At 66.3% G+C, this 26691-nt stretch carries 29 protein-coding genes and 1 tRNA gene; 17 read left to right on the top strand and 13 right to left on the bottom strand.

What is annotated here, in order from left to right:
* Positions 1 to 59 precede the first annotated feature (59 nt).
* Entirely contained in the window at positions 60 to 413 is a 354-nt protein-coding gene (locus tag ABFX56_RS05775; protein WP_346232311.1) for a DUF898 family protein, read from the top strand.
* Positions 414 to 511: 98 nt separating this feature from the next.
* Here ABFX56_RS05775 and phoU read toward each other — a convergent pair whose 3' ends face one another.
* On the bottom strand, positions 512 to 1165 hold the full coding sequence (gene phoU, locus ABFX56_RS05770) for a phosphate signaling complex protein PhoU (protein WP_346232310.1): 654 nt from the start codon (positions 1163 to 1165) through the stop codon (positions 512 to 514).
* A 168-nt stretch (positions 1166 to 1333) separates the two neighbouring features.
* Between phoU and ABFX56_RS05765 the strand changes: the two genes are divergently transcribed.
* On the top strand, positions 1334 to 2503 hold the full coding sequence (locus tag ABFX56_RS05765; protein ID WP_346232309.1) for a sensor histidine kinase: 1170 nt from the start codon (positions 1334 to 1336) through the stop codon (positions 2501 to 2503).
* Positions 2500 to 3195 (top strand): response regulator, encoded by a 696-nt coding sequence (locus ABFX56_RS05760; protein ID WP_346232308.1) that lies wholly within the window; start codon positions 2500 to 2502, stop codon positions 3193 to 3195. The genes ABFX56_RS05765 and ABFX56_RS05760 overlap by 4 nt, the downstream gene beginning before the upstream one ends.
* Here ABFX56_RS05760 and ABFX56_RS05755 read toward each other — a convergent pair.
* A complete protein-coding gene (locus ABFX56_RS05755; RefSeq protein WP_346232307.1) occupies positions 3192 to 3686 on the bottom strand; it encodes a hypothetical protein in 495 nt (164 codons plus the stop codon). The genes ABFX56_RS05760 and ABFX56_RS05755 overlap by 4 nt on opposite strands.
* Before the next feature lie 162 nt (positions 3687 to 3848).
* On the opposite strand from ABFX56_RS05755, the gene ABFX56_RS05750 reads away from it, so the two are divergent.
* From ABFX56_RS05750 to rlmB, 3 genes are all read left to right on the top strand, one after another.
* Positions 3849 to 4331 carry a CarD family transcriptional regulator gene (locus ABFX56_RS05750; protein ID WP_346232306.1) on the top strand — a complete coding sequence of 161 codons (483 nt, stop codon included), beginning with the start codon at positions 3849 to 3851 and terminating at the stop codon, positions 4329 to 4331.
* Between the two features lie 92 nt (positions 4332 to 4423).
* Positions 4424 to 5857 (top strand): cysteine--tRNA ligase, encoded by a 1434-nt coding sequence (gene cysS / locus ABFX56_RS05745; RefSeq protein ID WP_346232305.1) that lies wholly within the window; start codon positions 4424 to 4426, stop codon positions 5855 to 5857.
* Complete coding sequence (gene rlmB / locus ABFX56_RS05740; protein WP_346232304.1) at positions 5854 to 6924, top strand: 23S rRNA (guanosine(2251)-2'-O)-methyltransferase RlmB; 1071 nt, start codon at positions 5854 to 5856, stop codon at positions 6922 to 6924. The genes cysS and rlmB overlap by 4 nt, the downstream gene beginning before the upstream one ends.
* 11 nt (positions 6925 to 6935) lie before the next feature.
* Here the strand turns inward: rlmB and ABFX56_RS05735 are convergent, their stop codons facing one another.
* The gene (locus ABFX56_RS05735) at positions 6936 to 9155 is read right to left on the bottom strand and encodes a RecQ family ATP-dependent DNA helicase (RefSeq protein WP_346232303.1); all 2220 of its coding nucleotides are present in this window, start codon (positions 9153 to 9155) and stop codon (positions 6936 to 6938) included.
* A gap of 152 nt (positions 9156 to 9307) precedes the next feature.
* Here ABFX56_RS05735 and ABFX56_RS05730 point away from each other — a divergent pair, with 152 nt between their 5' ends.
* The 3 genes from ABFX56_RS05730 to ABFX56_RS05720 all read left to right on the top strand — a co-directional run bounded on the left by ABFX56_RS05730 (position 9308) and on the right by ABFX56_RS05720 (position 10862).
* On the top strand, positions 9308 to 9724 hold the full coding sequence (locus tag ABFX56_RS05730; protein WP_346232302.1) for a DUF1761 domain-containing protein: 417 nt from the start codon (positions 9308 to 9310) through the stop codon (positions 9722 to 9724).
* Positions 9725 to 9886: 162 nt separating this feature from the next.
* Complete coding sequence (locus tag ABFX56_RS05725) at positions 9887 to 10306, top strand: hypothetical protein (protein ID WP_346232301.1); 420 nt, start codon at positions 9887 to 9889, stop codon at positions 10304 to 10306.
* Positions 10307 to 10367: 61 nt separating this feature from the next.
* Complete coding sequence (locus ABFX56_RS05720) at positions 10368 to 10862, top strand: 8-oxo-dGTP diphosphatase (protein WP_346232300.1); 495 nt, start codon at positions 10368 to 10370, stop codon at positions 10860 to 10862.
* A gap of 24 nt (positions 10863 to 10886) precedes the next feature.
* On the opposite strand, the gene ABFX56_RS05715 is transcribed toward ABFX56_RS05720, so the two are convergent.
* The gene (locus ABFX56_RS05715; RefSeq protein ID WP_346232299.1) at positions 10887 to 12113 is read right to left on the bottom strand and encodes a trans-sulfuration enzyme family protein; all 1227 of its coding nucleotides are present in this window, start codon (positions 12111 to 12113) and stop codon (positions 10887 to 10889) included.
* 106 nt (positions 12114 to 12219) lie between these two features.
* Here ABFX56_RS05715 and ABFX56_RS05710 point away from each other — a divergent pair, with 106 nt between their 5' ends.
* On the top strand, positions 12220 to 12699 hold the full coding sequence (locus ABFX56_RS05710) for an Lrp/AsnC family transcriptional regulator (protein ID WP_346232298.1): 480 nt from the start codon (positions 12220 to 12222) through the stop codon (positions 12697 to 12699).
* 5 nt (positions 12700 to 12704) lie between these two features.
* Here the strand turns inward: ABFX56_RS05710 and ABFX56_RS05705 are convergent, their stop codons facing one another.
* Complete coding sequence (locus tag ABFX56_RS05705) at positions 12705 to 13994, bottom strand: DUF4032 domain-containing protein (protein ID WP_346232297.1); 1290 nt, start codon at positions 13992 to 13994, stop codon at positions 12705 to 12707.
* Positions 13995 to 14072: 78 nt separating this feature from the next.
* Complete coding sequence (locus ABFX56_RS05700) at positions 14073 to 15176, bottom strand: ABC transporter ATP-binding protein (RefSeq protein WP_346232296.1); 1104 nt, start codon at positions 15174 to 15176, stop codon at positions 14073 to 14075.
* A 252-nt stretch (positions 15177 to 15428) separates the two neighbouring features.
* Here ABFX56_RS05700 and ABFX56_RS05695 point away from each other — a divergent pair, with 252 nt between their 5' ends.
* Positions 15429 to 16364, top strand: coding sequence for a DsbA family protein (locus tag ABFX56_RS05695; protein WP_346232295.1), 936 nt, complete (start codon positions 15429 to 15431; stop codon positions 16362 to 16364).
* Between the two features lie 97 nt (positions 16365 to 16461).
* Here the strand turns inward: ABFX56_RS05695 and ABFX56_RS05690 are convergent.
* From ABFX56_RS05690 to msrB, 3 genes are all read right to left on the bottom strand, one after another.
* A tRNA-Thr gene (locus ABFX56_RS05690) sits at positions 16462 to 16535 on the bottom strand.
* Positions 16536 to 16591: 56 nt separating this feature from the next.
* Entirely contained in the window at positions 16592 to 17140 is a 549-nt protein-coding gene (locus ABFX56_RS05685) for a nitroreductase family protein (RefSeq protein ID WP_346232294.1), read from the bottom strand.
* A 29-nt stretch (positions 17141 to 17169) separates the two neighbouring features.
* Positions 17170 to 17589: a peptide-methionine (R)-S-oxide reductase MsrB gene (gene msrB / locus ABFX56_RS05680; protein ID WP_346232293.1), complete on the bottom strand. Its 420-nt coding sequence runs from the start codon at positions 17587 to 17589 to the stop codon at positions 17170 to 17172.
* A 126-nt stretch (positions 17590 to 17715) separates the two neighbouring features.
* Between msrB and ABFX56_RS05675 the strand changes: the two genes are divergently transcribed.
* From ABFX56_RS05675 to groL, 6 genes are all read left to right on the top strand, one after another.
* On the top strand, positions 17716 to 18678 hold the full coding sequence (locus tag ABFX56_RS05675; protein WP_346232292.1) for a DUF2332 domain-containing protein: 963 nt from the start codon (positions 17716 to 17718) through the stop codon (positions 18676 to 18678).
* A 106-nt stretch (positions 18679 to 18784) separates the two neighbouring features.
* Positions 18785 to 19108 (top strand): DUF3263 domain-containing protein, encoded by a 324-nt coding sequence (locus tag ABFX56_RS05670; protein WP_346232291.1) that lies wholly within the window; start codon positions 18785 to 18787, stop codon positions 19106 to 19108.
* A 39-nt stretch (positions 19109 to 19147) separates the two neighbouring features.
* Positions 19148 to 19714, top strand: coding sequence for a LytR C-terminal domain-containing protein (locus ABFX56_RS05665; protein ID WP_346232290.1), 567 nt, complete (start codon positions 19148 to 19150; stop codon positions 19712 to 19714).
* Positions 19715 to 19828: 114 nt separating this feature from the next.
* A complete protein-coding gene (locus ABFX56_RS05660; protein ID WP_346232289.1) occupies positions 19829 to 20032 on the top strand; it encodes a cold-shock protein in 204 nt (67 codons plus the stop codon).
* Positions 20033 to 20111: 79 nt separating this feature from the next.
* The gene (locus ABFX56_RS05655; protein ID WP_346232288.1) at positions 20112 to 21179 is read left to right on the top strand and encodes a DUF3048 domain-containing protein; all 1068 of its coding nucleotides are present in this window, start codon (positions 20112 to 20114) and stop codon (positions 21177 to 21179) included.
* Positions 21180 to 21299: 120 nt separating this feature from the next.
* Complete coding sequence (gene groL, locus ABFX56_RS05650) at positions 21300 to 22931, top strand: chaperonin GroEL (RefSeq protein WP_346232287.1); 1632 nt, start codon at positions 21300 to 21302, stop codon at positions 22929 to 22931.
* A 166-nt stretch (positions 22932 to 23097) separates the two neighbouring features.
* Here the strand turns inward: groL and ABFX56_RS05645 are convergent, their stop codons facing one another.
* From ABFX56_RS05645 to ABFX56_RS05630, 4 genes are all read right to left on the bottom strand, one after another.
* Positions 23098 to 23388 (bottom strand): WXG100 family type VII secretion target, encoded by a 291-nt coding sequence (locus ABFX56_RS05645; protein WP_346232286.1) that lies wholly within the window; start codon positions 23386 to 23388, stop codon positions 23098 to 23100.
* An 84-nt stretch (positions 23389 to 23472) separates the two neighbouring features.
* Positions 23473 to 25122: a sensor histidine kinase gene (locus tag ABFX56_RS05640; RefSeq protein WP_346232285.1), complete on the bottom strand. Its 1650-nt coding sequence runs from the start codon at positions 25120 to 25122 to the stop codon at positions 23473 to 23475.
* 161 nt (positions 25123 to 25283) lie between these two features.
* Positions 25284 to 25976 carry a response regulator transcription factor gene (locus tag ABFX56_RS05635; RefSeq protein WP_346232284.1) on the bottom strand — a complete coding sequence of 231 codons (693 nt, stop codon included), beginning with the start codon at positions 25974 to 25976 and terminating at the stop codon, positions 25284 to 25286.
* Between the two features lie 18 nt (positions 25977 to 25994).
* Positions 25995 to 26678, bottom strand: a complete 684-nt coding sequence (locus ABFX56_RS05630) for a helix-turn-helix transcriptional regulator (protein ID WP_346232283.1) — start codon at positions 26676 to 26678, stop codon at positions 25995 to 25997.
* Positions 26679 to 26691: the final 13 nt, after the last annotated feature.

Here is a 26691-nt window from a genome sequence, read left to right as displayed (position 1 = left end):
CGGGTTCTACCCCCGGTCTGGGACTTATCGCAGGCCCAGGCCGGCGATAAACCTGAGGTATGGCCAAACAGACCCGATTCACGTTCGACGGCGGAGCCGGAACCTACGTCGGCACGGCGATTCTCGGGTTTATCGTGACCGTATGCACGCTGGGCATCTGCTACCCGTTCGCGCTCGTGCTCATGCAACGGTGGCGGTGCAAACACACCGCGATCGACGGGCAGCGCCTCGTCTTCACCGGTTCAGCCGTCGGGCTGTTCGGGCACTGGATCAAATGGCTCCTGCTCACCGTGATCACCGTCGGCATCTATGCGTTCTGGGTTCAGCCGCGCATGCAGAAGTGGATCACCGAGAACACCGAATTCGCCGACCGCACGCCACCGCTGAACATGTTCATGCCGGCGACCGTCTAGCGACAGCCGCACATAACCGAGGACATCCTGCAGTTCCTCGGCGTGTCGCGGCGCGAAAAACGGCGTGTCGCCCGAATCACCTCGACTGCGGTCGCGACTCAGGTGCTCGGAACCTGCCAGTCACCGGTTGCCAGGTAGTGCACTTTCTTGGCGATCGAAACGGCATGGTCGGCGAACCGCTCGTGGTAGCGGGAGGCGAGCGTCGCGTCCACTGTGTCTTCCGCGCCGCCCTTCCAGGTTTCGCCGAGCACCTTGTCGAACACGCTCAGGTGCAGGTCGTCGATCTTGTCGTCGTCGCTGCGGATCTCCTCCGCCAACCGCACATCTTCGGTCTTGAGAAGCTCCGTGAGCTTGCGCGCCACCTCGACGTCGAGTTTGCCCATTTCGGCGAAGGTGCCGCGAAGGGTCTTCGGCACGACCTTTTCGGGGAAACGGTACCTGGCCAGCTGCGCGATGTGCTCGCTCATATCGCCCATCCGCTCGAGCGATGCGCTGATGCGCAGCGCGCTCACCACGATCCGCAAGTCGCGCGCCACCGGCTGTTGACGCGCCAGGATGTTGATGGCCAGTTCGTCGAGGCTGACGGTGAGCTCGTCGATCTTGTCGTCATCGGCGATGACAGTCTCGGCCAAAGACACATTGGACTCGTTGAAGGCCCTGGTCGCATTTTCAATGGAGGTCGCCACGAGCGTGGAGATCTCGACGAGGCGCTGCTGCACTTCGCGTAACTCCTGCTGGAAAACTTCGCGCATCGTTTAGTCCCTTTCCGCCGCCGACACGATGCGTGCCGGTGCGTTCCCGACCATGTTCGTCGTTCCAGATGAACATTGGGTGTTCGCGGTCTGAACAAACTCCAAACCGCAGCCGATCCGGGCGCCGAGCAGCAGGCGGAGCCGCGAGATGTAACTAATCTAGTGGCTATGGACTCCGCTTGGTTGGTGCCCGTGTCGTTGGCCTTCGGCGTTCTCGTGGGCGCCGGCCTGGTCAGCATTCTTCACTTCGCCGCACGGCGCGGCGAGCGTGCGGTGCACGTGGTGAACCCGGCGGTTCCGGACGGGGTCGACCAGGTGGTCGAGGCCCTGGAATCGGCCGGCGTTGTACTCGACCCGTCGAACAACGTCGTGAAGGCCTCACCCGGCGCCCTGGCCTTCGGCCTGGTGCTGGGGCAGACGCTGGTGCATCCCGAGCTGGTGGCGCTCGTGGACCGGGTGCGCCGCGACGGCGAGCCGATCACCGAGGAACTCGAACTGGCGCGGGGTCCATTCGGCGACGCCAACATCTTCCTGTTCGTGCGGGTCGCCCGGCTGGGCGCGCGCTATGTGCTGCTGCTGGCCGAAGACCGCACCGAGTCGTACCGACTGGATGCCGTGCGGCGGGACTTCGTGGAGAACATCAGCCACGAACTGAAAACCCCGATCGGTGCGGTGGGCCTGCTCGCTGAGGCGCTCAAGGCCGCGTCGAACGAACCGGACCAGGTGCGGCGCTTCGCCAAACGGCTCACCAAAGAGTCGGAGCGGTTGGCCAGGATCACCCAGGAGATCATCGAATTGTCCCGGCTGCAGGCCGCTGACGCACTGGCCAAACCGGATGTCGTCGACATCGACCACGTCGTCGCGGTGGCCATCGACCAGAATCGGGTTGCCGCCGAGGCCCGACACATCACGATCGTGAGCGGCGGTGACGCGGGCGCCGAGGTGTACGGCGACGAGGCGCTGCTCATCGTGGCCGTGCACAACCTGATCTCCAACGCCGTCGTCTACTCACCGAAGGGTTCCCGCGTGGGGATCGGCGTCAGTCAGGGCGACGGCATCGTCGAGATCGCCGTCACCGACCAGGGGATCGGCATTCCGGATGAGGACCTGGAGCGGGTCTTCGAACGGTTCTATCGGATCGATCCCGCCCGCTCCCGGCACACCGGAGGATCGGGCCTTGGCCTGAGCATCGTCAAGCACGTCGTGCAGAACCACGGTGGTGACGTGCGGGTGTGGTCGCAGCCGCACAGCGGATCCACGTTCACCATCCGGCTGCCGGAGGCGTCGCCCTCTGTCGCGGTGTCGCTCGGCGACGCGACGCTGGGCAAACGGGCATGACACGCGTTCTCATCGTCGAAGACGAACGCTCGCTGAGCGAACCGCTGGCGTTCCTACTCTCCCGGGAGGGCTACCAGACCCACGTCGCCGCCGACGGGGAAGAGGCCATCGCCCGATTCCAGCGTCACGGCGCGGACATCATCCTGCTCGACCTCATGCTTCCCCGGGTTTCCGGCATCGAGGTGTGCCGCACCATCCGGCAGCAGTCGCAGGTACCGATCATCATGCTCACCGCCAAGGACAGCGAGGTCGACATCGTGGTCGGCTTGGAACTGGGCGCCGACGACTACGTGACCAAGCCGTACAAGACGCGCGAACTGCTGGCACGAATCCGGGCAGTGCTCAGGCGCCGCACCGACACGGAGGACGTCGACGACGCCGTGCTGGAGTCCGGCGATGTGCGCCTGGACCTGGAGCGACACACGCTCACCGTGCGGGGAGCGGAAACGGCGATACCGCTCAAGGAGTTCGAACTGCTCGAGGTGCTGATGCGCAACTCTGGACGGGTGCTCACCCGCGGGCAGCTGATCGACCGGGTGTGGGGACCGGATTACTTCGGCGACACGAAGACCCTGGACGTGCACGTGAAGCGGATTCGGTCTCGCATCGAGCGGTCACCGAAACATCCAGTCATGCTGGTGACCATACGTGGCCTAGGCTACCGATTCGAGCCCGAGCCGGCGGCCGGTTAGGGCTTGCTGCTGGTCGACGGGCTGGGCAGCAGACCCTTGTAGAAGTCGAAGGATTCGTTCAGCACGGGCACCTGAAGTTGCACGCCGGTCACGTCGTCGTACTGCACGAACACCGGGAACAACTGGCCGGGTGCCGTGTCCAGGTTCTGGAGGACAAGTTGCTTCGCATCCGTGCCGCCAAGGCTCGTGACCTGCCCGGGGTTGACGAACACGCTCTTGTTGACCTTGGTACTGCTCGCGTCCTCGTACTGCAGCTTGACGCTGATTCCGTTGTCGCTGGTGTTCACCAGGTTGACCAGAAGACTTCCGCTTTCGCCGTCTTCGCTGAGCAGCACCGCATTGCGGACCTCGATCGCGCCGACCGTGGCATTGATGCCCTCGGAGACATCGCTGATCTTCACGGTGCCCTGCGGGGTCATATACGTGCACGCCGATGTGCCCACCAGCACTACTGCCGCCAGAAGCGCGATTGCGGCGCCGCGTGCTCTCACAAAATCCTCCAGAACAAAGACCGAATTCGCTTCGCAGCCGAGCATCCGGCTCAAAGTTGCTGCGACTGTAGCCTACCGGTTCCGTGCTCCGCGACCGAAGTGGGCCCGGCCGCGTGAAAAAGGCGCTGTGGTAAACTAAAGGTAACGATAGGAGTCCTATCCATGCTTTTCGAAGTCGGGGAAACCGTCGTCTATCCTCACCATGGCGCGGCCACAATTTCTGAAGTCAAGACCAGAATGGTGAAAGGCGAAGAAAAGCTTTACCTCAAACTGCGGGTCACGCAAGGCGATTTGACCATTGAGGTGCCGGCCGAAAACGTGGACCTGGTCGGCGTTCGCGACGTCATCGGCCAAGACGGCCTGGACAAGGTCTTTGAAGTGCTTCGCGCACCGTTCACCGAGGAACCGACCAATTGGTCCCGTCGGTACAAGGCCAACCTGGAGAAGTTGGCGTCGGGTGATGTGATCAAGGTTTCCGAGGTGGTCCGCGATCTGTGGCGCCGGGATCAGGATCGTGGACTTTCCGCGGGAGAGAAGCGGATGCTGGCCAAGGCCCGTCAGATTCTCATCTCGGAGTTGGCGCTCGCCGAGAAGACCGACGAGACCCAAGCCTCCACCGTGCTCGACGAGGTGCTGGCCTCCTAGTCAGCTCGCGCATGGCGCTCCGGGTCAGCCGGTGATGGGGTCGGGTCGCCTTCTGTGACTGAGCCGTCCTTGGGGTAGTTAAGCTTGACCTCGTGACCGTGCGCCTCTTCGACTCCAAGTCCCAGACGCTGACTGACCTCACTCCCCTTGTCGAAGGAGAGATCGGGATCTACGTCTGCGGCCCTACCGTGCAGTCGTCCCCGCACATCGGCCATCTCCGGTCCGCGCTGGTGTACGACCAGTGGCGGCGCTGGCTCGCCTACCGCGGTTACCGGGTCACCCTGGTGCGCAACGTCACCGACATTGACGACAAGATCCTCGCGTCAGCCGGCAAACTCGCCGACTCGGCACACCCCGAGGAATGGTGGGCGCTGGCCTACCGCTACGAGTTGGAGTTCACCGCCGGATACCAGGCGCTTGGCATCCTGGCCCCCACCTACGAGCCACGCGCGACGGCCAGCATCAGCGAAATGCAGGCGCTTATCGCCCGGCTGATCGAGCAGGGTCACGCCTATCCAGCCGAGGACGACTCCGGCGACGTGTACTTCGACACCCAGACGTGGCCGGCCTACGGGGAACTGACCAGGCAGAGCCTGGACGACATGTCGCAGGCGACGGATGCCGACATGCGGGGCAAGCGCGATCCGCGCGACTTTGCGCTGTGGAAAGGCCACAAGGCAGGCGAACCGGCGTCGGCCAGTTGGCCGTCACCATGGGGCGCCGGCCGGCCCGGCTGGCACATCGAGTGCTCGGCGATGTCCGCCAGATATCTCGGGCCCAGCTTCGACATCCACGGCGGAGGACTGGATCTGCGGTTCCCGCACCACGAGAACGAACTGGCGCAGTCGAACGCGGCCGGTGACCCGTTCGCACGGTATTGGGTGCACAACGGGCTCGTCACCGTGTCGGGGCAGAAGATGAGCAAGTCGCTCGGCAATTCGATCTTCGCCTCGGAGTTCCTCGACCAGGCGCGGCCCCTCGTGGTTCGCTACTACCTCGGCGCGGCGCACTACCGTTCCACCATCGACTACCACGACGGTGCCCTCGTCGAGGCCGAGGCGGCCCTCGAGCGGATCGAAGTGTTCCTCACCCGTGCCGATCGGCGGTTGGCTGACACCCGATTCGCCGGGAGCGGGGTGATGGTCGTTCCCGACGAGTTCGCCGAGGCGATGGACGACGACCTCGCCGTGCCGCAGGCGCTCGCCGTGCTGCACGAGCACATCCGTGCCGGCAACGCCGCCCTGGATGCCGAGGATCTCGGCGCCGCCGCGACGCTGCGCGGCCAGGTGTTCGCCATGACGGATGTTCTGGGCATCAACCCGCTCGACCCCTCGTGGCACGGCGCATCCGCGGAACCGGCTAGCCTTGCACTCACGGCGCTGGTCGAATCACTCATCCAGGATCGGGACACGGCGCGCGAGAGTCGCGACTTCGCCGCCGCCGACCGGATCCGCGCCGAGTTGGCCGCCGCCGGCGTGCAGATCGAGGACACCCCGACGGGGTCGCATTGGAGTCTTGAGTCATGAAGAACCCGGGCAACAAGCCGCGCGCCGGCGCGGTGCGCAAGACCCGCAAGGGCCCCCAGGTCGGCTCCGGCGGCCAGGGACGCCAGGCCCTCGAAGGTCACGGACCCACGCCGAAGGCCGAGGATCGGCCGTACCACCCGGCCGGCAAACGCAAGGCGGCCAAAGAACGCTATGAGGCCGCCGGCGGCAGCAAACGCAGCGGCGACGGTCGCAGCGGGGAACGGACGGACCGCGGTTACGGACGGGATCAACGTGCGTCGGGGCGCGACCAACGTCCGGCGGCGCGCCAGCAGGGCGGCCGCCGGCCGAGGAGCGGCGATGAATCCGAGGTCGTCACCGGCCGCAACTCCGTGCTCGAGGCGCTACGGGCGCGCATCCCGGCCACCGCGCTGTATGTTGCGACCAGGATCGAATACGACGACAGGGTCAAAGAGGTCATGTCGCTGGCCACCAAACGCGGCCTGCCGATCCTGGAGGTGATGCGCCCGGAGCTTGACCGGATGGCCGGATTCGATTCCGTGCACCAGGGTCTGGCGCTCAAGGTGCCGCCGTACGAGTACTCGCACCCGTTGGAACTGCTCGACAAGGTGGTCTCGCGCGGCCAGGTACCCCTGTTCGTCGCGCTGGACGGCGTGACCGACCCCCGCAACCTGGGCGCCATCATCCGCTCCGTGGCCGCGTTCGGCGGACAGGGGGTCATCCTGCCGCAGCGGCGCTCCGTGGGGATGACCGCGGCGGCCTGGAAGACCTCGGCCGGAGCCGCGGCGCGCACCCCGGTGGCCATGGCCGGCAACCTCACCAGGGGACTCAAAGACCTCAAGGAGCGTGGGCTTTTCGTGCTCGGCCTGGATGGCGGCGGCGACGTGCCGCTGCCCGGCCTGACCTGGTCGAAGGAACCGCTGGTGGTTGTCGTCGGCAGCGAGGGCAAGGGCCTGTCCCGTCTGGTCACCGAGACCTGTGATGCGGTGGTCTCCATTCCGATCAGCGCCTCGACCGAGTCACTCAACGCCGGCATTGCCGTGTCGGTCGCACTCTACGAGATCGCGAAGCAGCGCGCCGCGAAGTAGTCGTGCCGCGGCTACCCGCGCAGAGCCAGCGCAAACGGGAGCACCGCAGCAGCACCGGCGCCACGCAATAGCCGCGCGGCGACGGTGAGCGTCCACCGGCTATCCGCCAGGTCGTCCACCAGCAGCACGGGGCCGTTGGTGGCCGCGAGCAGGTCGGTGAGATTCGAGTCGACCACGAACGCCGACCACACACTCGCCAACCGGTAGGCGCTGTTGCCGCCCGGTGTGCCGGCCCGCCCGCCGCCGGCGAGGCTGAGCGCTCCCAGGTACGGCAGCCGGCCGGCCTCGGCCAGCCCGCGGGCGATGGAGTCCACCAGCAGCGGATGCCGCCGGGACGGCACCGAGACCACGGCAGCGGGCCGCTCGTCCCACTTCCACTCCGCGAGCACGCGGATGCACGCGGCCAGCACGGCTGCCGATGCCGGCGCATCCGTCGCGGACGGTGCGAACAACTCGCGGAGGGTGTTGCCCCAGCCGAGGTCGGTGAGCCTGGCTAGGGCGCGGCCCTCCAGCATCCGTTCCTCGGCGGTGATCTTCCCGCGCACCGGCACGCCGAGCCGGTCGGCACCCTGGGGCCACAGTGCGCGCGGGTCGAGCACCGTGCCGACGCGGTCTAGGCCCGAGGCGGCCGATGCCGCGGCATCCGTTGCCACGCTGGTCGGATACCACGCCCCCGAGCAGTTGTCGCACCGCCCGCAGGGCACCGCCGTGTCGTCATCGAGGGCGCGCTGCAGGTATTCCATCCGGCATCCGCTGGTCCGCTCGTATTCGAGCATGTTGCGCTGTTCGGCGGTGCGCGCCGTGGTGATGCGAGCATAGCGTTCGGCGTCGTAGCTCCAGGCCTTGCCGGTGCCGACCCAGCCGCCGCGAACCCGATGCACCGCGCCGTCGACGTCAAGCACCTTGAGCAGGAGCTCCAGCGGTGTGCGCTTGAGGTTTACCCGCGCCTCCAGCGCGGGAGTCGACAGCGGCCCGGATGCATCGGCCAGCGCCGCGATGACCGCCTCGGCGCGCACTTGGTCGGGCATGGACGCGGTGGCGAAGTACTTCCAGATCGCCTCGTCTTCCTCGCCGGGCAGCAGCAGCACGTCGGCGTTCGCGGTGGCGCGACCGGCCCGTCCGACCTGCTGATAGTAGGCGACCGGGGAGGACGGGGCGCCCAGGTGCAGCACGAAGCCCAGATCCGGTTTGTCGAAACCCATGCCCAGAGCACTGGTGGCCACGAGCGCCTTCACCCGGTTGTCCTTGAGCAGGTTCTCGGATTCTTGGCGCTCGGCGGTGTCGGTCTGGCCCGTGTAGGCGCGCACGTTGTGGCCGGCCTCCCGCAGCAGCCGCGCGGTGTCCTGTGCTGCGGCCACGGTGAGGGTATAAATGATGCCGCTGCCCGGCAGCTCCCCGAGGTGTTCCAGCAGCCAGCCGAGCCGGCTGCGGGCATCCGGCAGCCGGAGCACTCCGAGGCGCAACGAAGCCCGCGCCAGCGGCCCGCGGATGGTGACGACGCCGTTGCCGCCGGTACCCGCCGTCACGAGTTGCCGTTCCGGCTGAATGTTCCCGTTGCGCCGGGCACTATTGCCCGAAACGGGAACAATTGGTGCGGTACCGGCTAGTTGCTCGGCGACATCCGTCACCACCCGGCTGTTCGCCGTTGCGGTGGTGGCCAGCACCGGGATACCGGCTGGCAGCCGGCCGATCAGTTCACGAAGGCGGCGGTAGTCCGGGCGGAAGTCGTGGCCCCAGTCGGAGATGCAATGCGCCTCGTCGACAACGAGCATCCCGGCCCTGGCGATCAGGTCGGGCAGCTGCTGGTCCCGGAAGGTCGGGTTGTTGAGCCGCTCCGGGGAGACCAACAGTACATCGACGGTGTCGTCGTCCAGCCTTGCGCGCACGTCGTCCCACTCGTGCTGGTTGGCCGAATTGATGGCCACTGCCCGTACGCCGGCGCGGGCGGCCGCGGCGATCTGGTCGCGCATCAGCGCGAGCAGCGGCGACACCAGGATCGTGGGGCCGGCCCCTCTGCCGCGCAGCAGCAGGGTGGCCACGAAATAGACGGCGGACTTGCCCCATCCGGTGCGTTGCACCACCAGGGCGCGGCGGCGCTGGTCGACGAGCACCTCGATCGCCTCGAATTGCCCGTCGTGGAATTGCGCATCGTCGCGGCCGACCAGGGTGCGGAGGATGCCGATCGCCAGGGAGCCGGTGTCGGCCTTTGTGAGAGGCGATGATTCGGGCACGGCTCTAGCTTGCCAGCCGCCCGGCACGCCATCCTGTGCGCGCCCGAGTTCTCCTGACAGCCGTGGAGGGCGATCGGCTGTGGAGGAGTGGCGGTGCCCATCTCGCCGGATGGTGGGCGCTAAGCTGCGAGAACTTCGACGGAGAGGTTCCTGTGATTCCCGAGATCAATGTTTGGGCGGTGCTGGTCGCCACGGTGTCCACCATGGTCGTCGGCTCCATCTGGTACACGCCGAAGGTCTTCGGCACCTGGTGGCAGAAGGCCGCGCGGGTGGAGAATCCCGCCAATGCCGTGCGGGCGATCGTCATCACGGTGGTCGTCAGTTTTCTGAGCGCGTGGGTGCTCGCCGGGGCCGCGGCGATCGCGCAGGAGTTCTACGGCGGCAGCTTCCTGATCAACAGCCTGGTCACTGCCGTGATCCTCTGGGCCGGATTCACCGCCGCTCGCTTCGTCACCCACGACGCGTTCGAGAACCGGCCGCCGGCGCTGACGGTGCTCAACATCTCCCACGAACTGGTCACCTACGTCGTGATGGCGCTCATCATCGGCCTGTTCGGCATCGGCGGCTGAGGCCACCGCCGCGCCTTCTCGTTCCCCGCCGCGTCCTCTTCTTCGCAGCCGATCCTCTCCTTTACGGCCCATCCTCTCCTTCACAGGGAACGGTATGGATGATTTCGCACCGAATGGATGCTCCCCGCCGGCCACCACGCCGCCGCGCCGCACAATGGCCGGATGAAACCTCCCAACTATGAAGAAACCCGGTTGCAACCGCTGGCGACCGATGCCCTCGTGCAGGAGCGAGTCGCGGACCTCATCGGCCGGGCCATCCAGCATCAGCTCTGGTTCCTCTTCGTGGACGACCAGCAGGTGCAGCTTCCGCTGGTCATCCCGATGGGTGAGCTGCCCAACCGGCCAGACGCCTTCCTCGGCACCGTCGCCGCGAACCTGCGCGAGGCAATGGGTGTCGAGGGTGCCTCGGCCGTCATCGTCGTTCTCGAGCGGTACGCGGACGCGGGGCTCACCAGCGCCGACCGGGAATGGGCGCTGGCCATCCACACCGAGTTGGAGCAAGCCGGCGTGACGATGCGCGCCATCCTGCTCAGCCACCGGCACGGCGTGCGCTGGATCGCCCAAGACGACTATCGCTTCTGACCGCGCTCCTTCTGACCGGGCCTTCTGACCGCGCCGGCCTCGGGTGAATTACGCTTGCCGCATGGTCCTTCCCGAGGTGTGCGTCTGCTATTTCGTGAGGGAGGCATCCGATAGCCGGGGCAGCTCCGGCTCCCCCGAGGTGCTGCTGGGTCGCAAGAAGAAGGGTTTCGGGCTGGGCACCATGGTCGCCCCTGGCGGCAAGCTCGAGCCGGGCGAGTCGCCGGTGGATGCCGCCGTGCGCGAGACGCTGGAAGAGGTCGGCCTCACCGTGCGCCCCGACGCGTTCACGCCGATCGGAGAACTCACCTACCCGTTTCCGCATCGCCCCGAGTTCAGCCAGAAATCCTGGGCGTTCCTCTGTCGCCAGTGGTCGGGCGAGCCGGTCGAGTCCAACGAACTCGCCCCAGAGTGGTTTCCGATCGACCGGCTTCCATTGGCCGACATGTGGGACGACGCGAAGCACTGGCTCCCCCGTGCGCTGGCCGGCACCTTTGTCCGTGCGACGTTCACCTTCGCCGCCGACGCCAAGTCAGTCGAGACGATGGCGTTCCATTAGCTTCTCGCGAGATGCCAGCCGTGACTAGTGCGCGGCGAGCACACCCGCAGCACCACGCGGCATTTCGGCAGCAGAGTCCACCACTTCCAGAGCGGCCAGGATGTCCGCGCTCAAATCGTCGACATGCTCGAGGCCGATCGACATGCGCACGACACCACCTCCCGGCCGTGCCGCCGGGGCGACAGGGCGATGAGTCAGCGACGCCGGATGCTGCGCAAGGGTGTCCACACCACCGAGGGACACCGCGTTGGTCACCAGTCGCAACGACTGGATGAAGGTGACGGCGGCGTCATAGCCGCCGGCCAGCTCGATGGCGATCATTGACCCTGGCCCGTCCAGCTGGGTGCCCAGCAACCCGTCCGGGTCGCATCCTGGCAGTGCAGGGTAGAGCACCCTGGCCAGCGCCCGATGGCCCTGCATCCGCCTAGCCAGTTCCCCGGCGGTCGCCTGCTGGGCGCGCACACGCACCGGCAGGGTGCGCAGTCCGCGGTGCAGCAGGTAGCCGGCGAACGGGTGCAGCAGGCCTCCGGTCAGAGCGCGCACGTGACGCAGCCGCCGGACCCAGTCCTGGTTGCCCGCCACGACGCCGCCCATGACGTCGCCGTGTCCGCCGAGGTACTTGGTGGCGCTGTGCAGCACGAGGGTGGCACCGAGCTCGATCGGCCGCTGCAGGATCGGGGTGGCGAAGGTGTTGTCCACCATTACCGGAACGGATCCTGCTCCCTTCACCACGCGGGCGATGTCCGTCAGCTCGAGCGTCGGGTTGGCCGGGGACTCGATGATCACGAGGCCGGTGTCCGGACGGATCGCCCCCGCTACGCCGTCGACGTCGGTCCAGGTCACCGTCGTGCCGAGCAGTCCACTGTCCAGCACATGGTCGGTTCCGCCGTAGATCGGCCGCAGCGCCACGATGTGCGGTTTGCCGGCGGTGACCGACGCGAGGAGGCATGCGGTGAGCGCGGCCATGCCGGTGGAGTACGCGACCGCTCCGTCGGCACCCTCGAGCGCCGCCAGTGCGTCTTCGAATCGGGCGACGCCGGGCTGCCACAGCCGCTGGTACACCGCCGACTGGCCAGGCAACAGGTCGCCGCCGCCAGCGAGTTGTTCGTACGAGTCGCCGCCCAGCTCGACGCTGGGCAGCGGGTTGGTCGTCGACAGGTCGATCGACGGAACGTGAAGGCCTGACTCCTTCAGCCCCTCCATTCCGGCGTGGACGGCGCGGGTTTCGAGACGGGAATCAGTTGGCAGCATACCTAGACCGAAACAGAATCTAGCGTCAGATGCAAGTTGACTCGCAGAATATGAGACAATCGTGCTGGTAACGCTAGGATCTGCGAGAAGAAGGCGGCGGCAGACAGTGGAATCGAAGATCGCTTCACTGGACGACATCGACAAGGGCATCCTGCGGGCGTTGTCGGCCAACGCGCGCGTGTCAGGGGCGGCGCTCGCGTCGCGGATCGGCGTTGCGGAATCCACGGTGTCGCTGCGGATGCGCCGGCTGCACGCCGCAGGCTATCTGCGCGGCTATCACGCCGACATCGACGTGGCGGCGCTCGGGATCACGCTGCAGGCGCTGATCTCCATCCGCCTGGTGTCGATCATGCGGGAAGAGGTCGAGAAGTTCCGCCGCACCGCACCGGGATGGCCTGGCGTTCTCGCGCTGTTCCAGATGGCGGGCGTGGACGACTTCTTGCTCCACGTCGCGGCGCGCAACGCCGCCGACCTGCGCGACTTCGTGTTGGAGAACCTGGCCGGGCATCCGGCCGTGGCGCACACCGAGACCAATCTCATCTTCGACCACGCAGTAGGTCGCGGGATGGAACGCCTGCTCGGCTGAGCACCTCAGACCTTGCTGCGCCAGTCACTCTCGTCCGCGGTGTCGTCGATGACGGGGGACGGCATGGTGAACGCCCCGGTGGGCGGGTTCAGCAGTGTCGCCTCGTCCCTGCGATGGCGCAGCACGTTGTCGATGTACGAGGTGAGCGCTTCGGCCAGCGGCATATCGCGGTTCTCGTTCTCGGACAGGTACCAGCGGTGTTCAAGCAACTGATGGAACACTTCAGCCGGCTCCAACCGGCCCTTCAGCTCCCGGGGGATCGCCCTCACCACGGGCTCGAACACCTTGGCGAGCCACTCGTGGGCGACCATCTCCTCGTCGGCGTTGCCCGGATGCGCGGCCGCAGCGTAGGAGTCCAGATCGTTGAGCAGGCGCCGGGCTTGGTTCTCGCCGGTGTCCAGCCCGGTGAGCCTCAACAGTCGGCGCTGGTGGTGGCCGGCATCGACGACCTTCGGCTGGATGCGCACCTTCGCGCCCGCCGCATCCGTGGTGATGGCCAATTCCTCGATGTCGAACCCGAGGTTGTTCAGCCGCTCGACACGTTCGTTGATGCGCCACCGTTCGGTGGACGCGAAGGACTCTGGGCCGGTCAGTTCGCTCCAGAGGCTGCGGTAGGCGGCGATGATCCCCTCGCTGACCGTCACCGGGTCGATCTCGTCGTCGAGGCGGTCGCCGGCGGCGAGGTCGAGCAGTTCTCCGGCGATGTTGATCCGGCCGATCTCCAGGTCGTGCTCCCGCTGACCGGCCGAGAGACTGTTGTGCAACTGCCCCGTCTCCGCATCGACGAGGTACGCGGCGAACGAGCCGGCGTCCCGTCGGAACAGCGTGTTGGACAACGAGACGTCACCCCAGAAGAAACCGATGATGTGCAGGCGCACCAGCAGCACCGCGAGCGCGTCGATGAGCCTGGTCGCGGTGTCCGGTCGCAGCTTCTGTGAGTACAGCGCCCGGTAGGGCAGCGAGAACTTGAGGTGCCGGGTCACCAGAGCGGACTCGAGCCTGTGCCCGCCGTCATCCGTTCGGTTCGTGATCACCGCGACCGGGTCCACGCACGGCACCTCGAGCTTCTGCAACGTGCGCAGGAGGTCGTACTCGCGCCTTGCCAGCTCCCCGGAGGTCTCCTTGACGGCGATGATGTAGCCGCTCAGCCTGACGAACCGCACCAGATGCCGGGAAATGCCCTTGGGCAGCGCCGCGATCGTCTCGGCCGGCCAGCTGTCCAGCGGAAGGTTCCATGGCAGGTCGAGAAGGGCGGGGTCGACCGTCGCGGAGGTGATGTTCAGAGATCCGCTCATCGCCCACCAGCCTAACTGCGCGAAGAACTCGAGCCCACCATCCGGTGAGGGACGATGGGCTCGACGTTCTGAGACTCGCTACTTGCTCGCGATGACAGCCTTCTTGCTGAGGCGGAGACCCGATTCGGTGTCGTACACGTGCACGTGATGCGGCTCCGGCAAGATGAAGACCTTGTCGCCGGCGTTCGGATGCGACCGGCCGTCGACTCGCGCGACGATGTCGACCCGGCGGTCGTTGATGTCGGTGTGGCCGTACAGGTAGCCGTCGGCGCCGAGCTCCTCGACGACATCCACCTCCACCGGCAGGCCCTCGCCGGAGGAGGACACCTGCACGTCTTCCGGGCGGATGCCGATGGTGACCGTCTTCGCCGTGGCGGATCCCAGCGTCTCCCGGTCCACCGGCGCAACGGCGGTGCCGAACTTCAGGCCGCCGTCGACCACGTCCGCATCGAACAGGTTCATCGCCGGCGAGCCGATGAATCCGGCCACGAAGACGTTCACGGGCTGCTCGTAGAGATCGCGCGGCGTTCCAACCTGCTGCAGCACGCCGTCCTTGAGCACCGCGATCCGGTCGCCCATGGTCAACGCCTCCGTTTGGTCGTGGGTGACGTACACGGTCGTGACGCCCAGGCGGCGCTGCAGCGACGCGATCTGGGTGCGGGTTTGCACGCGCAGCTTGGCGTCGAGGTTCGACAGCGGCTCGTCCATGAGGAACACCTGGGGGGAACGCACGATCGCGCGGCCCATGGCGACGCGCTGACGCTGGCCGCCGGAGAGTGCCTTGGGCTTGCGGCCGAGGTATGCCTCGAGATCGAGCAACTTGGCCGCTTCGAGGACACGCTTGGCGCGCTCCTCCTTGTGCACGCCGGCGATCTTCAGGGCGAAGCCCATGTTCTCGGCAACGGTCATGTGCGGGTACAGCGCGTAGTTCTGGAACACCATGGCGATGTCGCGGTCTTTCGGCGGAACATCGGTGACATTGCGCTCGCCGATGAAGATGTTTCCCTCGTTCACTTCTTCCAGGCCCGCGAGCATCCGCAGCGCGGTGGACTTGCCGGAGCCGGACGGGCCGACCAGGACGAGGAACTCGCCGTGGGCCACCGACAGGTCCAGTTTGTCGACTGCGGGAAGCGTCGAACCCGGGTAAACACGGGTTGCCTCATCGAAAGTTACAGTGGCCAATTTATTGCTCCTTCACCGGCAGGTACGTGCCGAACGATCCGTTGTGAATGCACATGCGAGAGGGCCGCAACCGGTGGGGACCGGCTGCACTCTTTCTGGCCATTATGGCACTGCTGCGCAGGTACCTCCTACATCAGCCCGCTAGGCTGTTTCAGCAAGCGCCCCGTAAGTTCTCAGTCTCGGTGTCTAGCATCCGAAGCTGTCGAGTTACGGGGTCGCCATCCGGCCACTAAGCAAGAAGAGTGAGGTTCAATGAGCATCAGTGGCCCCGGCGGCAGCCGGCCCAGCAAGAACATGCGTCGTGAGGCGGCACGGGAAAAAGCAAGGGCCCTGCGCGAAGCACAAAAGAAGAAGGACCGCCGCAACAAGTTCCTGCTCCAGGGTGGGATCGCGGTGGCAGTACTCGCCATCATCGCCGTCGTCGTGATAGTCATCACCTCCACCGTGCGGCCCCCCGCCTCCGGGCCGCAGAACATGGCCAGTGACGGTGTCGTCATCACCAAGGCCCTCGACACCGTGCGCACTCCGGCACTGAAGGCGGGAGCGTCGCCGGCCCCCACTGCGAGCGACAGTTCCGGCGACGTGTTCGACATCCGGGTCTACATCGATTACCTCTGCCCCATCTGTGGTGCCTTCGAAGCGGCCAACGCGCCGCAGATCAAGAAACTGGTGGAATCGGGGGTGGCCACACTCGAGATCCATCCCATCGCCATTCTGGACCGGGCTTCGATGGGCACCCAGTACTCCACCAGGGCAGCGAACGCGATGGCCTGCGTGACGAACTACTCCCCGGACAGCGCGTTCGACTACAGCGCGATCCTGTTCAAGAACCAGCCGGAGGAATCCACAGAAGGACTCACCAACCAGAAGCTCATCGACCTTGCCAAGCAGGCGAAGGTGACGGGGCAGAGTTCCATCGCCAAGTGCATCAACGATGCCAAGTTCAAGAATTGGGTGGCCGCATCTACCGCCCGCGCGCTGTCGGGGCCCATCCCGAACTCCGACATTGAGAAGGTGGCGGGCACTCCCACCGTGCTCGTCAACGGGCAGAACTACAAATACACGACGGATGCGTCCGGTGCGTTCAATCCGGAGGAGTTCTCGAACTTCTTGCTGAAGGTGGCCGGCGACAACTACACCCAGGAGCCGTCGCCGTCGCCGTCGCCGTCGGTGTCACCGACCCCGTAGTAGCCCGGCCCCACCCGGTGGCCGTACCGGTGGTTGAGCCTGGACTCCACCGAGCTTGTCGAAGTGTCGAAACCTCGAGACCCCGCTGAGCATGATGAGCCCCCTGTCGGATTCGAACCGACGACCCCCGCTTTACAAGAGCGGTGCTCTGGCCAACTGAGCTAAGGGGGCGGATGGAACACCCCATATTACTTGAGCGGCCGACATTGGCCGCGCGTCGTCCTGGGCTATAACACCGTCAGGAAGTCGGCCGGGTCAAGAGGACTTTTGTGCTGGAGTGCGCCTGGCGGGCGTCCGCCGACGTAGAGCCAACCGAGCAGGTGTTCCGTCTCGTCCAGGCCGTGCATGGCCCGGACCTGCGGTGAGTCGGTGAACGAGCCTGTGCGCCACATGACGCCCCACCCGGCGTCGTCCAAGGCGAGACTGAGCAGGTGCGCAACGCCAGCCGCGGCGGCGTCCTGCTCCCAGAAGGTCACCTTCTGGCTGATCCGGTGAACCGCCACGATCGCGATCAGAAGCGGTGCTCGCAGCGGTTTGACTGCCATTCTGCCGGCGTGGCGTTCGCGGTCCTCTGGTGCGCCCTGGTGGGCATCAGCCCAGGCCTGCGCCAACGCCCCACCGAGGCGGTCCCGAGCGTTGCCCCTCACCTCCAGCAGACGCCACGGTCTCAATGACCCGTGGTCGGCCACCCGCCCGGCCACCGCCAGCAGCGGAAGCAGTTGCTCATGGCTGGGCGCGTCGGCGGTCACCGCCGGGTAGGAACGACGGCGCGCCATCGCGTCCAGCAGCGTGCGCCGTGCGTTCGCTATTTGGCGTCCTCGTCGGCAGCGGACTCCTGAAAGTTCAGCGCTACCGAGTTCATGCAGTACCGGTTTCCCGTGGGAGTGCCGAATCCGTCGGGGAACACGTGGCCCAGATGGGATCCGCAGTTCGCGCACCGCACCTCGGTACGGCTCATACCCAGGCTCATGTCTTCGATGAGTTCGACGGCTTCCGGACGCACCGACTCGTAGAAGCTCGGCCATCCACACGACGAGTCGAACTTCGTGCCGCTCTTGAACAGCTCGGCACCGCAGGCCCCACAGGTGAAGATGCCCTCGCGCTTCTCGTCGAGCAGTTCCCCGGTCCAGGGACGTTCGGTCGCTGCCTCACGCAGTGTCGCGTACTTCTGGGGACCCAGTTCCTCGAGCCATTCCTGCTCGCTCTTAGTCACCTTGTAGTTCATGTCTTCTCCCTCGTGCACCCAGTGGCGCACCGATCGGTCGCATAGCCATTAAACCCGGGTTCGCTCCGAATTGTTCCGCGCCGGTCACGATACGACGCACAACTGAGACGGTGAGAGGATGACCGGATGGGGCGCACCTCGAACTGGTACAGCAATTTCTCCGGCGAGGCTCACGGCCGGTCGCTGGTGTACGAGGGGTGGGCGACCGGGGTCGCCGGGGATGAGCCGGTGTTGCGGCTGCTGCACGAGCTGCCGCTGGCCAGGCGGCAGCCGAACCTGATCTTCGCCGTGTCGCGCCTGCTCGGGGCGCCCGAGGGCGAGTACGGACCGTTCCGGGACTGGCTGGTCGCGCACTGGCCGGCGGTGCGCCAGGAGGCGCTGCGTCGCTCAACGCAGACCAACGAACCAGGACGCTGCGCCGCCGTGCTGCCGCTGCTGGCACGCCTCCCCGGCCCGCTCGCCCTGCTGGAAGTGGGAGCCAGCGCCGGACTGTGCCTCTACCCGGACCGGTACAGCTACCGCTACGACGCGGCGGCCCCCCTGGATCCGGCCGCCGGCCCGAGCACGGTGTTGTTGGAATGCGAGACGCGCGGAAGCGTCCCTATCCCGACGACTCTTCCCACCATCGTCTGGCGCGCCGGAATCGACCTCGCGCCCCTCGACGTGCGTAACCAGGATGACCGCAACTGGCTGGAGACCCTGATCTGGCCGGAACAGCACGCACGTCTTGCCCGCATCCGCCTCGCCATCGATATCGTGTCCGCCCATTCGCCCCGGATCGTGCCCGGTGACGCGGTGGATGCGCTGGCGACGGTGGCCGCACAAGCGCCCGCCGAGGCGAGGCTGGTCGTGGTCAGCTGCGGAACCCTGGTCTACCTCAGCCGAGTCGACCGGGCCCGATTCGTCACGGCGGTCCGCTGCACCGGCGCCCACTGGATATCGCTGGAAGGGCCTGCGGTGCTGGCCGAGGTGCAGGCGCGCTTGCCGGCGCCACCGGACGACGGAATGTTCGTCCTGGCCGAAAACGCGGAGCCCGTCGCCTATGCGGCGCCGCATGGACACAGCATCCACTGGCTCGCCGGCGCCTGAGTGTGCCGGCTGAACGGCCGCGCCAAACGAGCCTCCCAGCGCGCCGCGTTTAGGATGGCACCGGGCCGAAGAAATGTGCCGATCAGGATGATCTCCTGGCGAAGGGATGACCGTGGAGTTGGAGCCGGACGATGCCGCACCGTCCGAGCCCTCCACCGATTCCCTCTCCCAACAGCAACTGGACATCCTCGAGTTCGAGCGCCGCTGGTGGCGCCGCGCTGACGCCAAGGAACAGGCTATCCGAGGAGAATTCGACGTCTCTGCGGCCCGGTACTATCAAATGCTGAACGCGGTCATCGACTCCCCGATCGCAGCGGTGCACGACCCGATGCTGGTGAAGCGATTGCAGCGGCTGCGCGCCGCCCGGCTCACCGCTCGGTTGGACGGGACCAACCTCAGGAGGGAATCCGGGTCCGGCTCGGGCTGCTGATCAGCGCACCGCTCGAACGCAGGACCAAGCGAGAGAACTATGGTTATCTACCCCCACGACCGCTTTGACGACCTCCCCGACGACCTGTTGCGACGCGGAGCCCACCGCGCCCCGCCGCGGAAGGGACGCGGATGGATCGGGCTGCTGTGGGCGGTCGTGGCGACGATCGTGCTCATCGTCGGCGGGTTGACCGTGCTCTCGCTGATCACCAACCGCGGCAATCCGTTCAGCAGCCAGTACGTGAACACCCCCAGTGCCGCCTCGAGCGCCACTGCCTCGAGCACCCCTACCGCCGAACCCAAGCTGGATCCTGACATCCCGATCACCATCCTCAACGGCACGACCACGCCGCAGCTGGCCAATCAGGTGGGCGACAAGCTGGTCGCCGAGGGCTGGAACGGCGCAGAGGAAGGCACCGGCAGTCGGCTCAACGCATCCGCACAGAACGTGGAAAAGACGGTGGTCTACTACTCGGACCCGGTCAACGAAGGCGCCGCCCGGGCCATCGTCGCCTCGTTGAAAGTGGGCGAAGTGCGACTGTCGAACGACTTCCCCGCGTCGCCGATCACGGTTCTTCTCGGCTCCGATTACAAGCCGGGCGCGTAGCGATAGCGACATCCGCAGCCCTTTTGGTCCACCAGTGTCCCTGAGCGGGTCCCAGGCACGTTATTATCTGGGTCAACCGCTTCACCAGCGGCACGTTGTACAAGGGAGTGTCACATGGCGAATGGGACCGTGAAATGGTTCAACGCTGAAAAGGGCTACGGCTTTATCACCGTCGAGGGGGAGGGACAGGATGTCTTCGTCCACTACTCCGCGATCGATATGTCCGGCTACAAGGTTCTTGAGGAAGGGCAGCGCGTCGTTTTCGAGGTAGGAACCGGCAACAAGGGACCGCAGGCGGAGTCCGTGCGCCTGGCCTGAATCGGCCGGCGCCATCTTTTCCCCAGCCACGCCTGATCGCGTGCCGCCGGGGCCATCCGCCGGCACTAGTCTGTCCCCCATGGGGAATCGGCTGACTACACCGCGCCTACGCGCCCGCGGACTGATCGGTGCTGCGTGCGCCCTGGCGGTAGCGCTGGTGTTGTCGGGATGCACCGCGGGTGCCATCGCGCCCCCGCCCAGCCGGGCGCCGAGCCCGAGCCCAACGCCGAGTTCCACCTACGAGGCGCCCCCGCCGACCGAAGTGGCGCCGTTGCGCGGAACGACGGTGCCGGCCGGCTCGCTCGCGCACGCGTCGATCGCGGCCAAGATCGACAACCACCCGGATGCGCGGCCGCAGGTCGGTTTGGAGCGCACCGACATCGTGTTCGAGGAACTGGTCGAGGGCGGCCTGACTCGGTACGTGGCGCTGTGGCAGTCGGACATTCCCGACCTGCTCGGTCCGGTGCGGTCGATCCGGCCCATGGACCCGGACATCCTGTCCCCGTTCGCAGGCGTCGTGTGCTACTCCGGTGGCCAGCAGCGGTTCGTCGATCTCATGCGGCACACTCCGGTCTACAACGCGATCCACGGCCAACCCGATACCGCGTCGACGTTCTACCGCACCAAGGAGAAGAGGGCGCCCCACAACGTCTTGGTGAAGGCGAAAGAGGTGCTCGCCCAGCACGCATCTTTGCCCGCGCCACCGCAGCAGTTCGCCTACGCCGCAGATGTCGCATCGGCGACCGCAGCCAAGGACGGCAGTCCGACCGCCGCCGTCAACTACAGTTTCGCCGGCATCAGCAACGGCAGCTGGACTTATGACGCCGCCACCAAGCTGTTCCTGCGTGCGCAGAACGGGCACGCCGATCTGGACAACGCCGGGCATCAACTCACCGCCACCAATGTCGTCGTGCTGCGGGTCGGCGTCGACAACTCCCTCGGCGTCCCCAAGACCCTGCTGATCGGCAGCGGCGAGGCCTGGGTCAGCACCGGCGGTGGCACCGTGCACGCCACCTGGTCGAAGGCATCCGCCACCGCCCCGATCGCCATCGTGGACGACAACGGCGTCGCCGTGCGCCTGTCCGCCGGCAACACCTGGATCGAAATGATTCCCACCGCGGGCAGTGTGCAGTTCACCGCACCGTAGCGACCGATGCGCTCACTTGCACTCTCTTGGGTGGAGTGCCAGAATCATTTAGCACTCTCTCACTGAGAGTGCCAAAGGTGTTGTAAGTTTTACGACGTCCGGGAGGGACGAGAAACACACATGGCAAAGATCATTGCTTTCAACGAAGAGGCCAGACGCGGCCTCGAGCGCGGCCTTAATACTCTGGCCGACACTGTCAAGGTGACGCTTGGCCCGCGCGGCCGTAACGTCGTGCTGGAAAAGAAGTGGGGCGCGCCCACAATCACGAACGACGGTGTGTCGATCGCCAAGGAGATCGAACTCGACGACCCGTACGAGAAGATCGGCGCCGAGCTGGTCAAGGAAGTCGCCAAGAAGACGGATGACGTCGCCGGCGACGGAACGACCACCGCGACGGTGCTCGCCCAGGCGCTGGTGCGCGAGGGCCTGCGCAACGTCGCAGCCGGTGCGGACCCGATCAGCCTCAAGCGCGGCATCGAGAAGGCCGTCGCCGCCGTCACCGAGGCGCTGGTCGCCAAGGCGAAGCCCATCGAGACCAAGGAAGAGATCGCGGCCACCGCATCCATCTCCGCCGCTGACGAGGAAATCGGCGCGCTGATCGCCGAGGCCATCGACAAGGTGGGCAAGGAAGGCGTTGTCACGGTTGAGGAGTCGAACACGTTCGGCACCGAGCTGGAGCTCACCGAGGGCATGCGGTTCGACAAGGGGTTCATCAACCCCTACTTCGTCACCGACCCGGAGCGTCAGGAGGCGGTCTTCGAAGACGCCTACATCCTGATCGCGAACTCCAAGATCTCGAACATCAAGGACCTGCTGCCCATCGTCGACAAGGTGATCCAGAGCGGCAAGCAGCTGCTCATCATCGCCGAGGACATCGACGGCGAGGCTCTGGCCACCCTGGTGGTCAACAAGATCCGCGGCATCTTCAAGTCCGTCGCCGTCAAGGCACCGGGCTTCGGCGACCGTCGTAAGGCGCAGTTGCAGGACATCGCGATCCTCACCGGCGGCCAGGTCATCGCCGAGGAGGTCGGTCTCAAGCTGGAGAACGCCACCCTCGACCTGCTGGGTCGTGCGCGCAAGATCGTCGTCACGAAGGACGAGACCACGATCGTGGACGGCGGCGGCGACGCCGAGCAGATCGCCGGTCGGGTCAAGCAGATCCGCGCCGAGATCGAGAACACCGACAGCGACTACGACCGTGAGAAGCTGCAGGAGCGGCTCGCGAAGCTGGCCGGCGGGGTTGCCGTCATCAAGGCCGGCGCTGCCACCGAGGTCGAGCTCAAGGAGCGCAAGCACCGCATCGAAGACGCCGTCCGCAACGCGAAGGCTGCCGTCGAAGAGGGCATCGTCGCCGGTGGCGGCGTCGCACTGATCCAGGCGGGCAAGGACGCGTTCGCGACCGAGGCCATGACGAGCCTGACCGGAGACGAGGCGACTGGCGCGAACATCGTGCGCGTGGCCGTGGATGCCCCGCTCAAGCAGATCGCCGCCAACGCGGGCCTCGAGCCCGGTGTTGTCGCCGAGAAGGTGCGCAACCTGCCCGCCGGCCAGGGACTCAACGCCCAGACCGGTGAGTACGTCGACATGCTCGCCGCCGGCATCAACGACCCGGTCAAGGTCACCCGCTCCGCGCTGCTCAACGCCGCGTCGATCGCCGGGCTGTTCCTGACCACCGAGGTCGTCGTCGCCGACAAGCCCGAGAAGGCCTCCGCCCCCGCCGGTGGAGACCCGACGGGCGGCATGGACTTCTAACAGTCCCTGCAGTTCCAGTATCACCAAGACGGGCGGCTCTTCGGAGCCGCCCGTTCTGCATCCCGCCACCCTCCATTGCTTCGTCCCGTTTCACGGAGTTTTTGTCTCCGACCGGCCCGGATGCCTGTGGACTGGTTCGGAGAGAACAGTTTTTCCTTGAAACGGGTTATGGGGTGAAGAGGCGGGCGTTGGCGGTTTCGATCTCGGCGTACTGTTCACCGGCCCGCGATAGGGCCTGATTGATCGCCGCGAGGCTTTCTTCCACACGCTGCTGCGTGGCCTTCCAGTCGTTCACCACGGCCTGAAACGCATCCGCGGCCTGCCCCGACCAGGAACTCTGCAGGCCCTGGAGCTGACCGTGCAGGCCGGCCACCTCGCCTTGGATTCGACTCATCGACGTGCGCATGGATGCTGTCGCGCTGAACACTGCTTCACTGTCGACCTGATAGCGGGTCATGGTCTCGCCCTCCTGATCTGCGCCGGACGCTCCGGGCAACGGCCACGGTAGCGGGCAGGCGGCCTCCGGCCGGGATCGCAGCGACTAAGCGGCGGGCGCCGGTGGCCTGTAGCCCTTGGGGAGGAGAGGAAGCGTGATCCGGAACGTCGCGCCGCCACCAGGGGTCTCTAGCACCTCTACGGTGCCCTTGTGGGACGCGATGATGCCCGAGACGATGGCCAGGCCCAAACCGCTGCCGCCGGTCTCCCTCGCCCTGGAGCTGTCGGCACGCCAGAACCGTTGGAAGATCTTTTCCCTGATCTGCGGCGGGATGCCCTCGCCGTGGTCGACGATGTCCAGCATCGCCACCCGGCGCGCAGCATCCACCTCGATGGCCAGTTCGATCGGGCTGTCGTCGGCCGTGAACCTCATGGCGTTGCCCATCAGGTTGGTCACGACCTGCCGGATCTTGTTCTCTTCGGCCAGTACCACCGCCGGCACGGTGAGGGCGGGGCCCTGCGGCATGTCGATCGTGTCGACGACCTTCACCGACCGAGCGCGCCGGGACCGTAAGCGGGCCAGGGTGGCGCCGGCGAAGGCGATCGGTCCTGTTGGAGCAGTCAGCGGATGCGCCCCCGCCGGCTGGGGCGGCGGCGGCGGTGCCTCGCCGGCATGGTCAGGCTGCGGATGCGGCTCGACCACGACGACCGACACGACGCGATCGGGGGAAGACGCCATCGCATCCAGCGCCGCGTCCCTGGCGATCGGAACAAGGTCGACTGGCCGCAGCTGTAGCGGGCGCGCCTCGTCGATTCTGGCGAGTTCGAGCAGGTCCTCCACCAGGGCGCCCATCCGGATGGCTTCCTTCTCGATGCGGTCCATCGCTTGCGCGACGTCTTCCGGCTTCTGGAGGGCGCCCATGCGATACAGTTCCGCGTAACCGCGCACCGAGACCAGCGGTGTGCGCAGTTCGTGGCTGGCGTCGCCGACGAACCGGCGCATCTGGTCGATGGTTCTCGCGCGGTCGGCGAACGCGCGGTCGATGCGCCCCAGCATGGTGTTCATCGATCGGTTCAGCCGGCCGACCTCGGTGTTCGGAGTCGCTCCTGGGAGTCTTTTGCTGAAGTCACCGTCCGCGATCGCGGCCGCCATCCGTTCCACTTCGCGCAGCGGAACGAATGTCGACGTGACCAGAAGCCGCGTCAGCGCCGCCCCGAGTATCACGACGGACAGGCCGAACCCCAAGAAGATGGCGACGTAGCGGCCGATGATGCTGTTCGTGTCGGTGAGATTGACCGCCACCACGACGCTGACAAAGGTGGAGGTGCCGTCCATGCTGTATGGCACCGCTACCACGCGCCACTGCGTGGTGCGGGTACGGTCCCACCTGGTGAAGGGCTCGTGCTCGAGCTTGGTCACCGTCGGCAGGCTGAGTCCGCCGAGGACCGGTTGGGCGGAATCCGCGGCGCGGTTGCGGCACACCAGGTCGCCGTCCTCATCCAGCACGGCCACGAACAAGCTGCCGGGGCCGGCGGAGCGCTCGCACAGCGTCTCGCCCATCGGCGGGATGTTGCCGAAATTCAGGGCCGCTTCGCTGATCTTGCGATCCACCTCATCGAGCAAGTAGCCGCGCAGCACCGTCATCGTGCCGACGCCGGCGACCAGCAACCCGATCGTCAGCAGCAGCACGGTCACTCCCGTGATCTTCGTGCGGAGGGAAACCCCACTCCACCACTGCGTGGCTTGATCATGCATCAGGACTTCAGGCTAATCCCTGGATGCTCATCGCATGCTGTGTCGGATGTGACAGATCGTTACGCGCGGGTTGTGCGTGGCCGCGGCGGACACCTTCCCGCAGCTCAGCACGAGCGTGGGATCCAACGTTTTCTCACCGAGTCCGCGCCGGTGGCGGCCGGTTAGACCTTGGCGACCTTGAGCATGTAACCAAAGCCTCGTTTGGTCTGGATGACCGGTTCCTCGGTAAACTGATCGACCTTGCGGCGCAGATAGGAGATGTAGGACTCGACGATCCCCGCGTCGCCGTTGAAGTCGTATTCCCAGACGTGGTCGAGGATCTGAGCCTTGCTGAGCACCCGGTTCGGGTTGAGCATCAGATAGCGCAGCAGCTTGAATTCGGTCGGGCTCAACTCGATCTGCTCGCTGCCGATGGTGACCTCGTGGGTGTCCTGATCCATGGTCAACTCGCCCGCGCGGATGATGGCATCCTCTTCGTCCTGCATGGTGCGCCGCAGGATGGCCTTGATCCGCGCCACGATCTCGTCGAGGCTGAACGGCTTGGTCACGTAGTCGTCGCCGCCCACGGTCAGGCCGGTGATCTTATCTTCGGTGTCGTCTTTGGCGGTGAGGAACAGGATGGGGGAGGTGTAGCCGGAGGAGCGCAGCCGCTTGGTCACACCGAATCCGTTCATGTCGGGCAGCATCACGTCGAGGATGATCAGGTCGGGCTCTTCCTCCAGTACGGCGGAGATGGCCTGGGCGCCGTTCCCTACGGCGCGCACCGCGAAGCCGGCGAAACGCAGGCTGGTTGTCAAGAGGTCCCGGATGTTGGGTTCGTCGTCGACGACAAGAATCTTCGGTCCGTCAGTCATCCGCCTAGTATCTGCGCGTTAGCTGTGCGGTTCCTGTGCGTTTCGCGCGGCGATTCGGACGCAGCAGTGCCCCTCGCCCGGGTCGAACACGATGTCGTGGGTGCAGTCGCAGGATCCCTCTGCCGCGCCCTGCAGCAGCCCGAGGTTTGCGGCGCAGACGACGTCGGGATGATTGTCCACCAGGCGGTGGAAGGGGCAGTTGAGCAGTATCAGTCCGCCTTCGCCGTCTGGCTGCGGGTCGTATCCGGTCTGGTCGAGGACCGCCTCGAAGGTGCCGGCTTGTTTGCCCAGCTGCCGGCCCGTGTCGCTCGAGACGCGACTGAGCACTTCACCGATCGGCTCACCGGTGCGGTCGGACTCCCCGATCGCGGCCGCGAGGACGGTGCCGACCAGTTCGTAGTGGCGCTCCGGGATCGAGACGACGATTTCTTCGGCGCGCAGGCAGTAGAGCTTCGCGGGGCGGCCCGAACCGGGACCCGTCTTGCCGCTGAGACGTTTGAACTCGACCGCTAGTGCGCCTTCGTCAACGAGTTTGTCGAGGTGGAACGCGGCTGTGCTGCGCGCCATCCCGAGCGCCTCCGCCGCGGCATCCCGCCCGACCGGCTGGGCGCTATGGGAGACGAATTCGAACAGCGAACGTCGGATGGGGTCGTTGATGGAGGCGACGACCGCTACCTTCTCTGCCTGAGATTGCTTCTCCATGTCCCCATCGTAA

The organism is Parafrigoribacterium mesophilum, from assembly GCF_039652555.1.
Classification (GTDB): Bacteria; Actinomycetota; Actinomycetes; order Actinomycetales; family Microbacteriaceae; genus Parafrigoribacterium; species Parafrigoribacterium mesophilum.
Note: the sequence above shows the minus strand (reverse complement) of the source record. Positions and strands in the feature narration are given on the sequence as shown.

Bases quoted from the DNA above. Each gene is read 5' to 3' on its own strand.
- ABFX56_RS05715 (WP_346232299.1), bottom strand. From the start codon at position 12,113: ATGCTGCCAACTGATTCCCGTCTCGAAACCCGCGCCGTCCACGCCGGA.
- ABFX56_RS05645 (WP_346232286.1), bottom strand. From the start codon at position 23,388: ATGACCCGCTATCAGGTCGACAGTGAAGCAGTGTTCAGCGCGACAGCA.
- ABFX56_RS05660 (WP_346232289.1), top strand. From the start codon at position 19,829: ATGGCGAATGGGACCGTGAAATGGTTCAACGCTGAAAAGGGCTACGGC.
- ABFX56_RS05750 (WP_346232306.1), top strand. From the start codon at position 3,849: ATGCTTTTCGAAGTCGGGGAAACCGTCGTCTATCCTCACCATGGCGCG.
- ABFX56_RS05760 (WP_346232308.1), top strand. From the start codon at position 2,500: ATGACACGCGTTCTCATCGTCGAAGACGAACGCTCGCTGAGCGAACCG.
- ABFX56_RS05675 (WP_346232292.1), top strand. From the start codon at position 17,716: ATGGGGCGCACCTCGAACTGGTACAGCAATTTCTCCGGCGAGGCTCAC.
- ABFX56_RS05665 (WP_346232290.1), top strand. From the start codon at position 19,148: ATGGTTATCTACCCCCACGACCGCTTTGACGACCTCCCCGACGACCTG.
- phoU (WP_346232310.1), bottom strand. From the start codon at position 1,165: ATGCGCGAAGTTTTCCAGCAGGAGTTACGCGAAGTGCAGCAGCGCCTC.
- ABFX56_RS05640 (WP_346232285.1), bottom strand. From the start codon at position 25,122: ATGCATGATCAAGCCACGCAGTGGTGGAGTGGGGTTTCCCTCCGCACG.
- ABFX56_RS05720 (WP_346232300.1), top strand. From the start codon at position 10,368: ATGGTCCTTCCCGAGGTGTGCGTCTGCTATTTCGTGAGGGAGGCATCC.
- ABFX56_RS05765 (WP_346232309.1), top strand. From the start codon at position 1,334: ATGGACTCCGCTTGGTTGGTGCCCGTGTCGTTGGCCTTCGGCGTTCTC.
- ABFX56_RS05725 (WP_346232301.1), top strand. From the start codon at position 9,887: ATGAAACCTCCCAACTATGAAGAAACCCGGTTGCAACCGCTGGCGACC.
- msrB (WP_346232293.1), bottom strand. From the start codon at position 17,589: ATGAACTACAAGGTGACTAAGAGCGAGCAGGAATGGCTCGAGGAACTG.
- ABFX56_RS05685 (WP_346232294.1), bottom strand. From the start codon at position 17,140: ATGGCGCGCCGTCGTTCCTACCCGGCGGTGACCGCCGACGCGCCCAGC.
- ABFX56_RS05655 (WP_346232288.1), top strand. From the start codon at position 20,112: ATGGGGAATCGGCTGACTACACCGCGCCTACGCGCCCGCGGACTGATC.
- rlmB (WP_346232304.1), top strand. From the start codon at position 5,854: ATGAAGAACCCGGGCAACAAGCCGCGCGCCGGCGCGGTGCGCAAGACC.
- ABFX56_RS05630 (WP_346232283.1), bottom strand. From the start codon at position 26,678: ATGGAGAAGCAATCTCAGGCAGAGAAGGTAGCGGTCGTCGCCTCCATC.
- ABFX56_RS05635 (WP_346232284.1), bottom strand. From the start codon at position 25,976: ATGACTGACGGACCGAAGATTCTTGTCGTCGACGACGAACCCAACATC.
- ABFX56_RS05775 (WP_346232311.1), top strand. From the start codon at position 60: ATGGCCAAACAGACCCGATTCACGTTCGACGGCGGAGCCGGAACCTAC.
- groL (WP_346232287.1), top strand. From the start codon at position 21,300: ATGGCAAAGATCATTGCTTTCAACGAAGAGGCCAGACGCGGCCTCGAG.
- ABFX56_RS05670 (WP_346232291.1), top strand. From the start codon at position 18,785: ATGACCGTGGAGTTGGAGCCGGACGATGCCGCACCGTCCGAGCCCTCC.
- ABFX56_RS05695 (WP_346232295.1), top strand. From the start codon at position 15,429: ATGAGCATCAGTGGCCCCGGCGGCAGCCGGCCCAGCAAGAACATGCGT.
- ABFX56_RS05705 (WP_346232297.1), bottom strand. From the start codon at position 13,994: ATGAGCGGATCTCTGAACATCACCTCCGCGACGGTCGACCCCGCCCTT.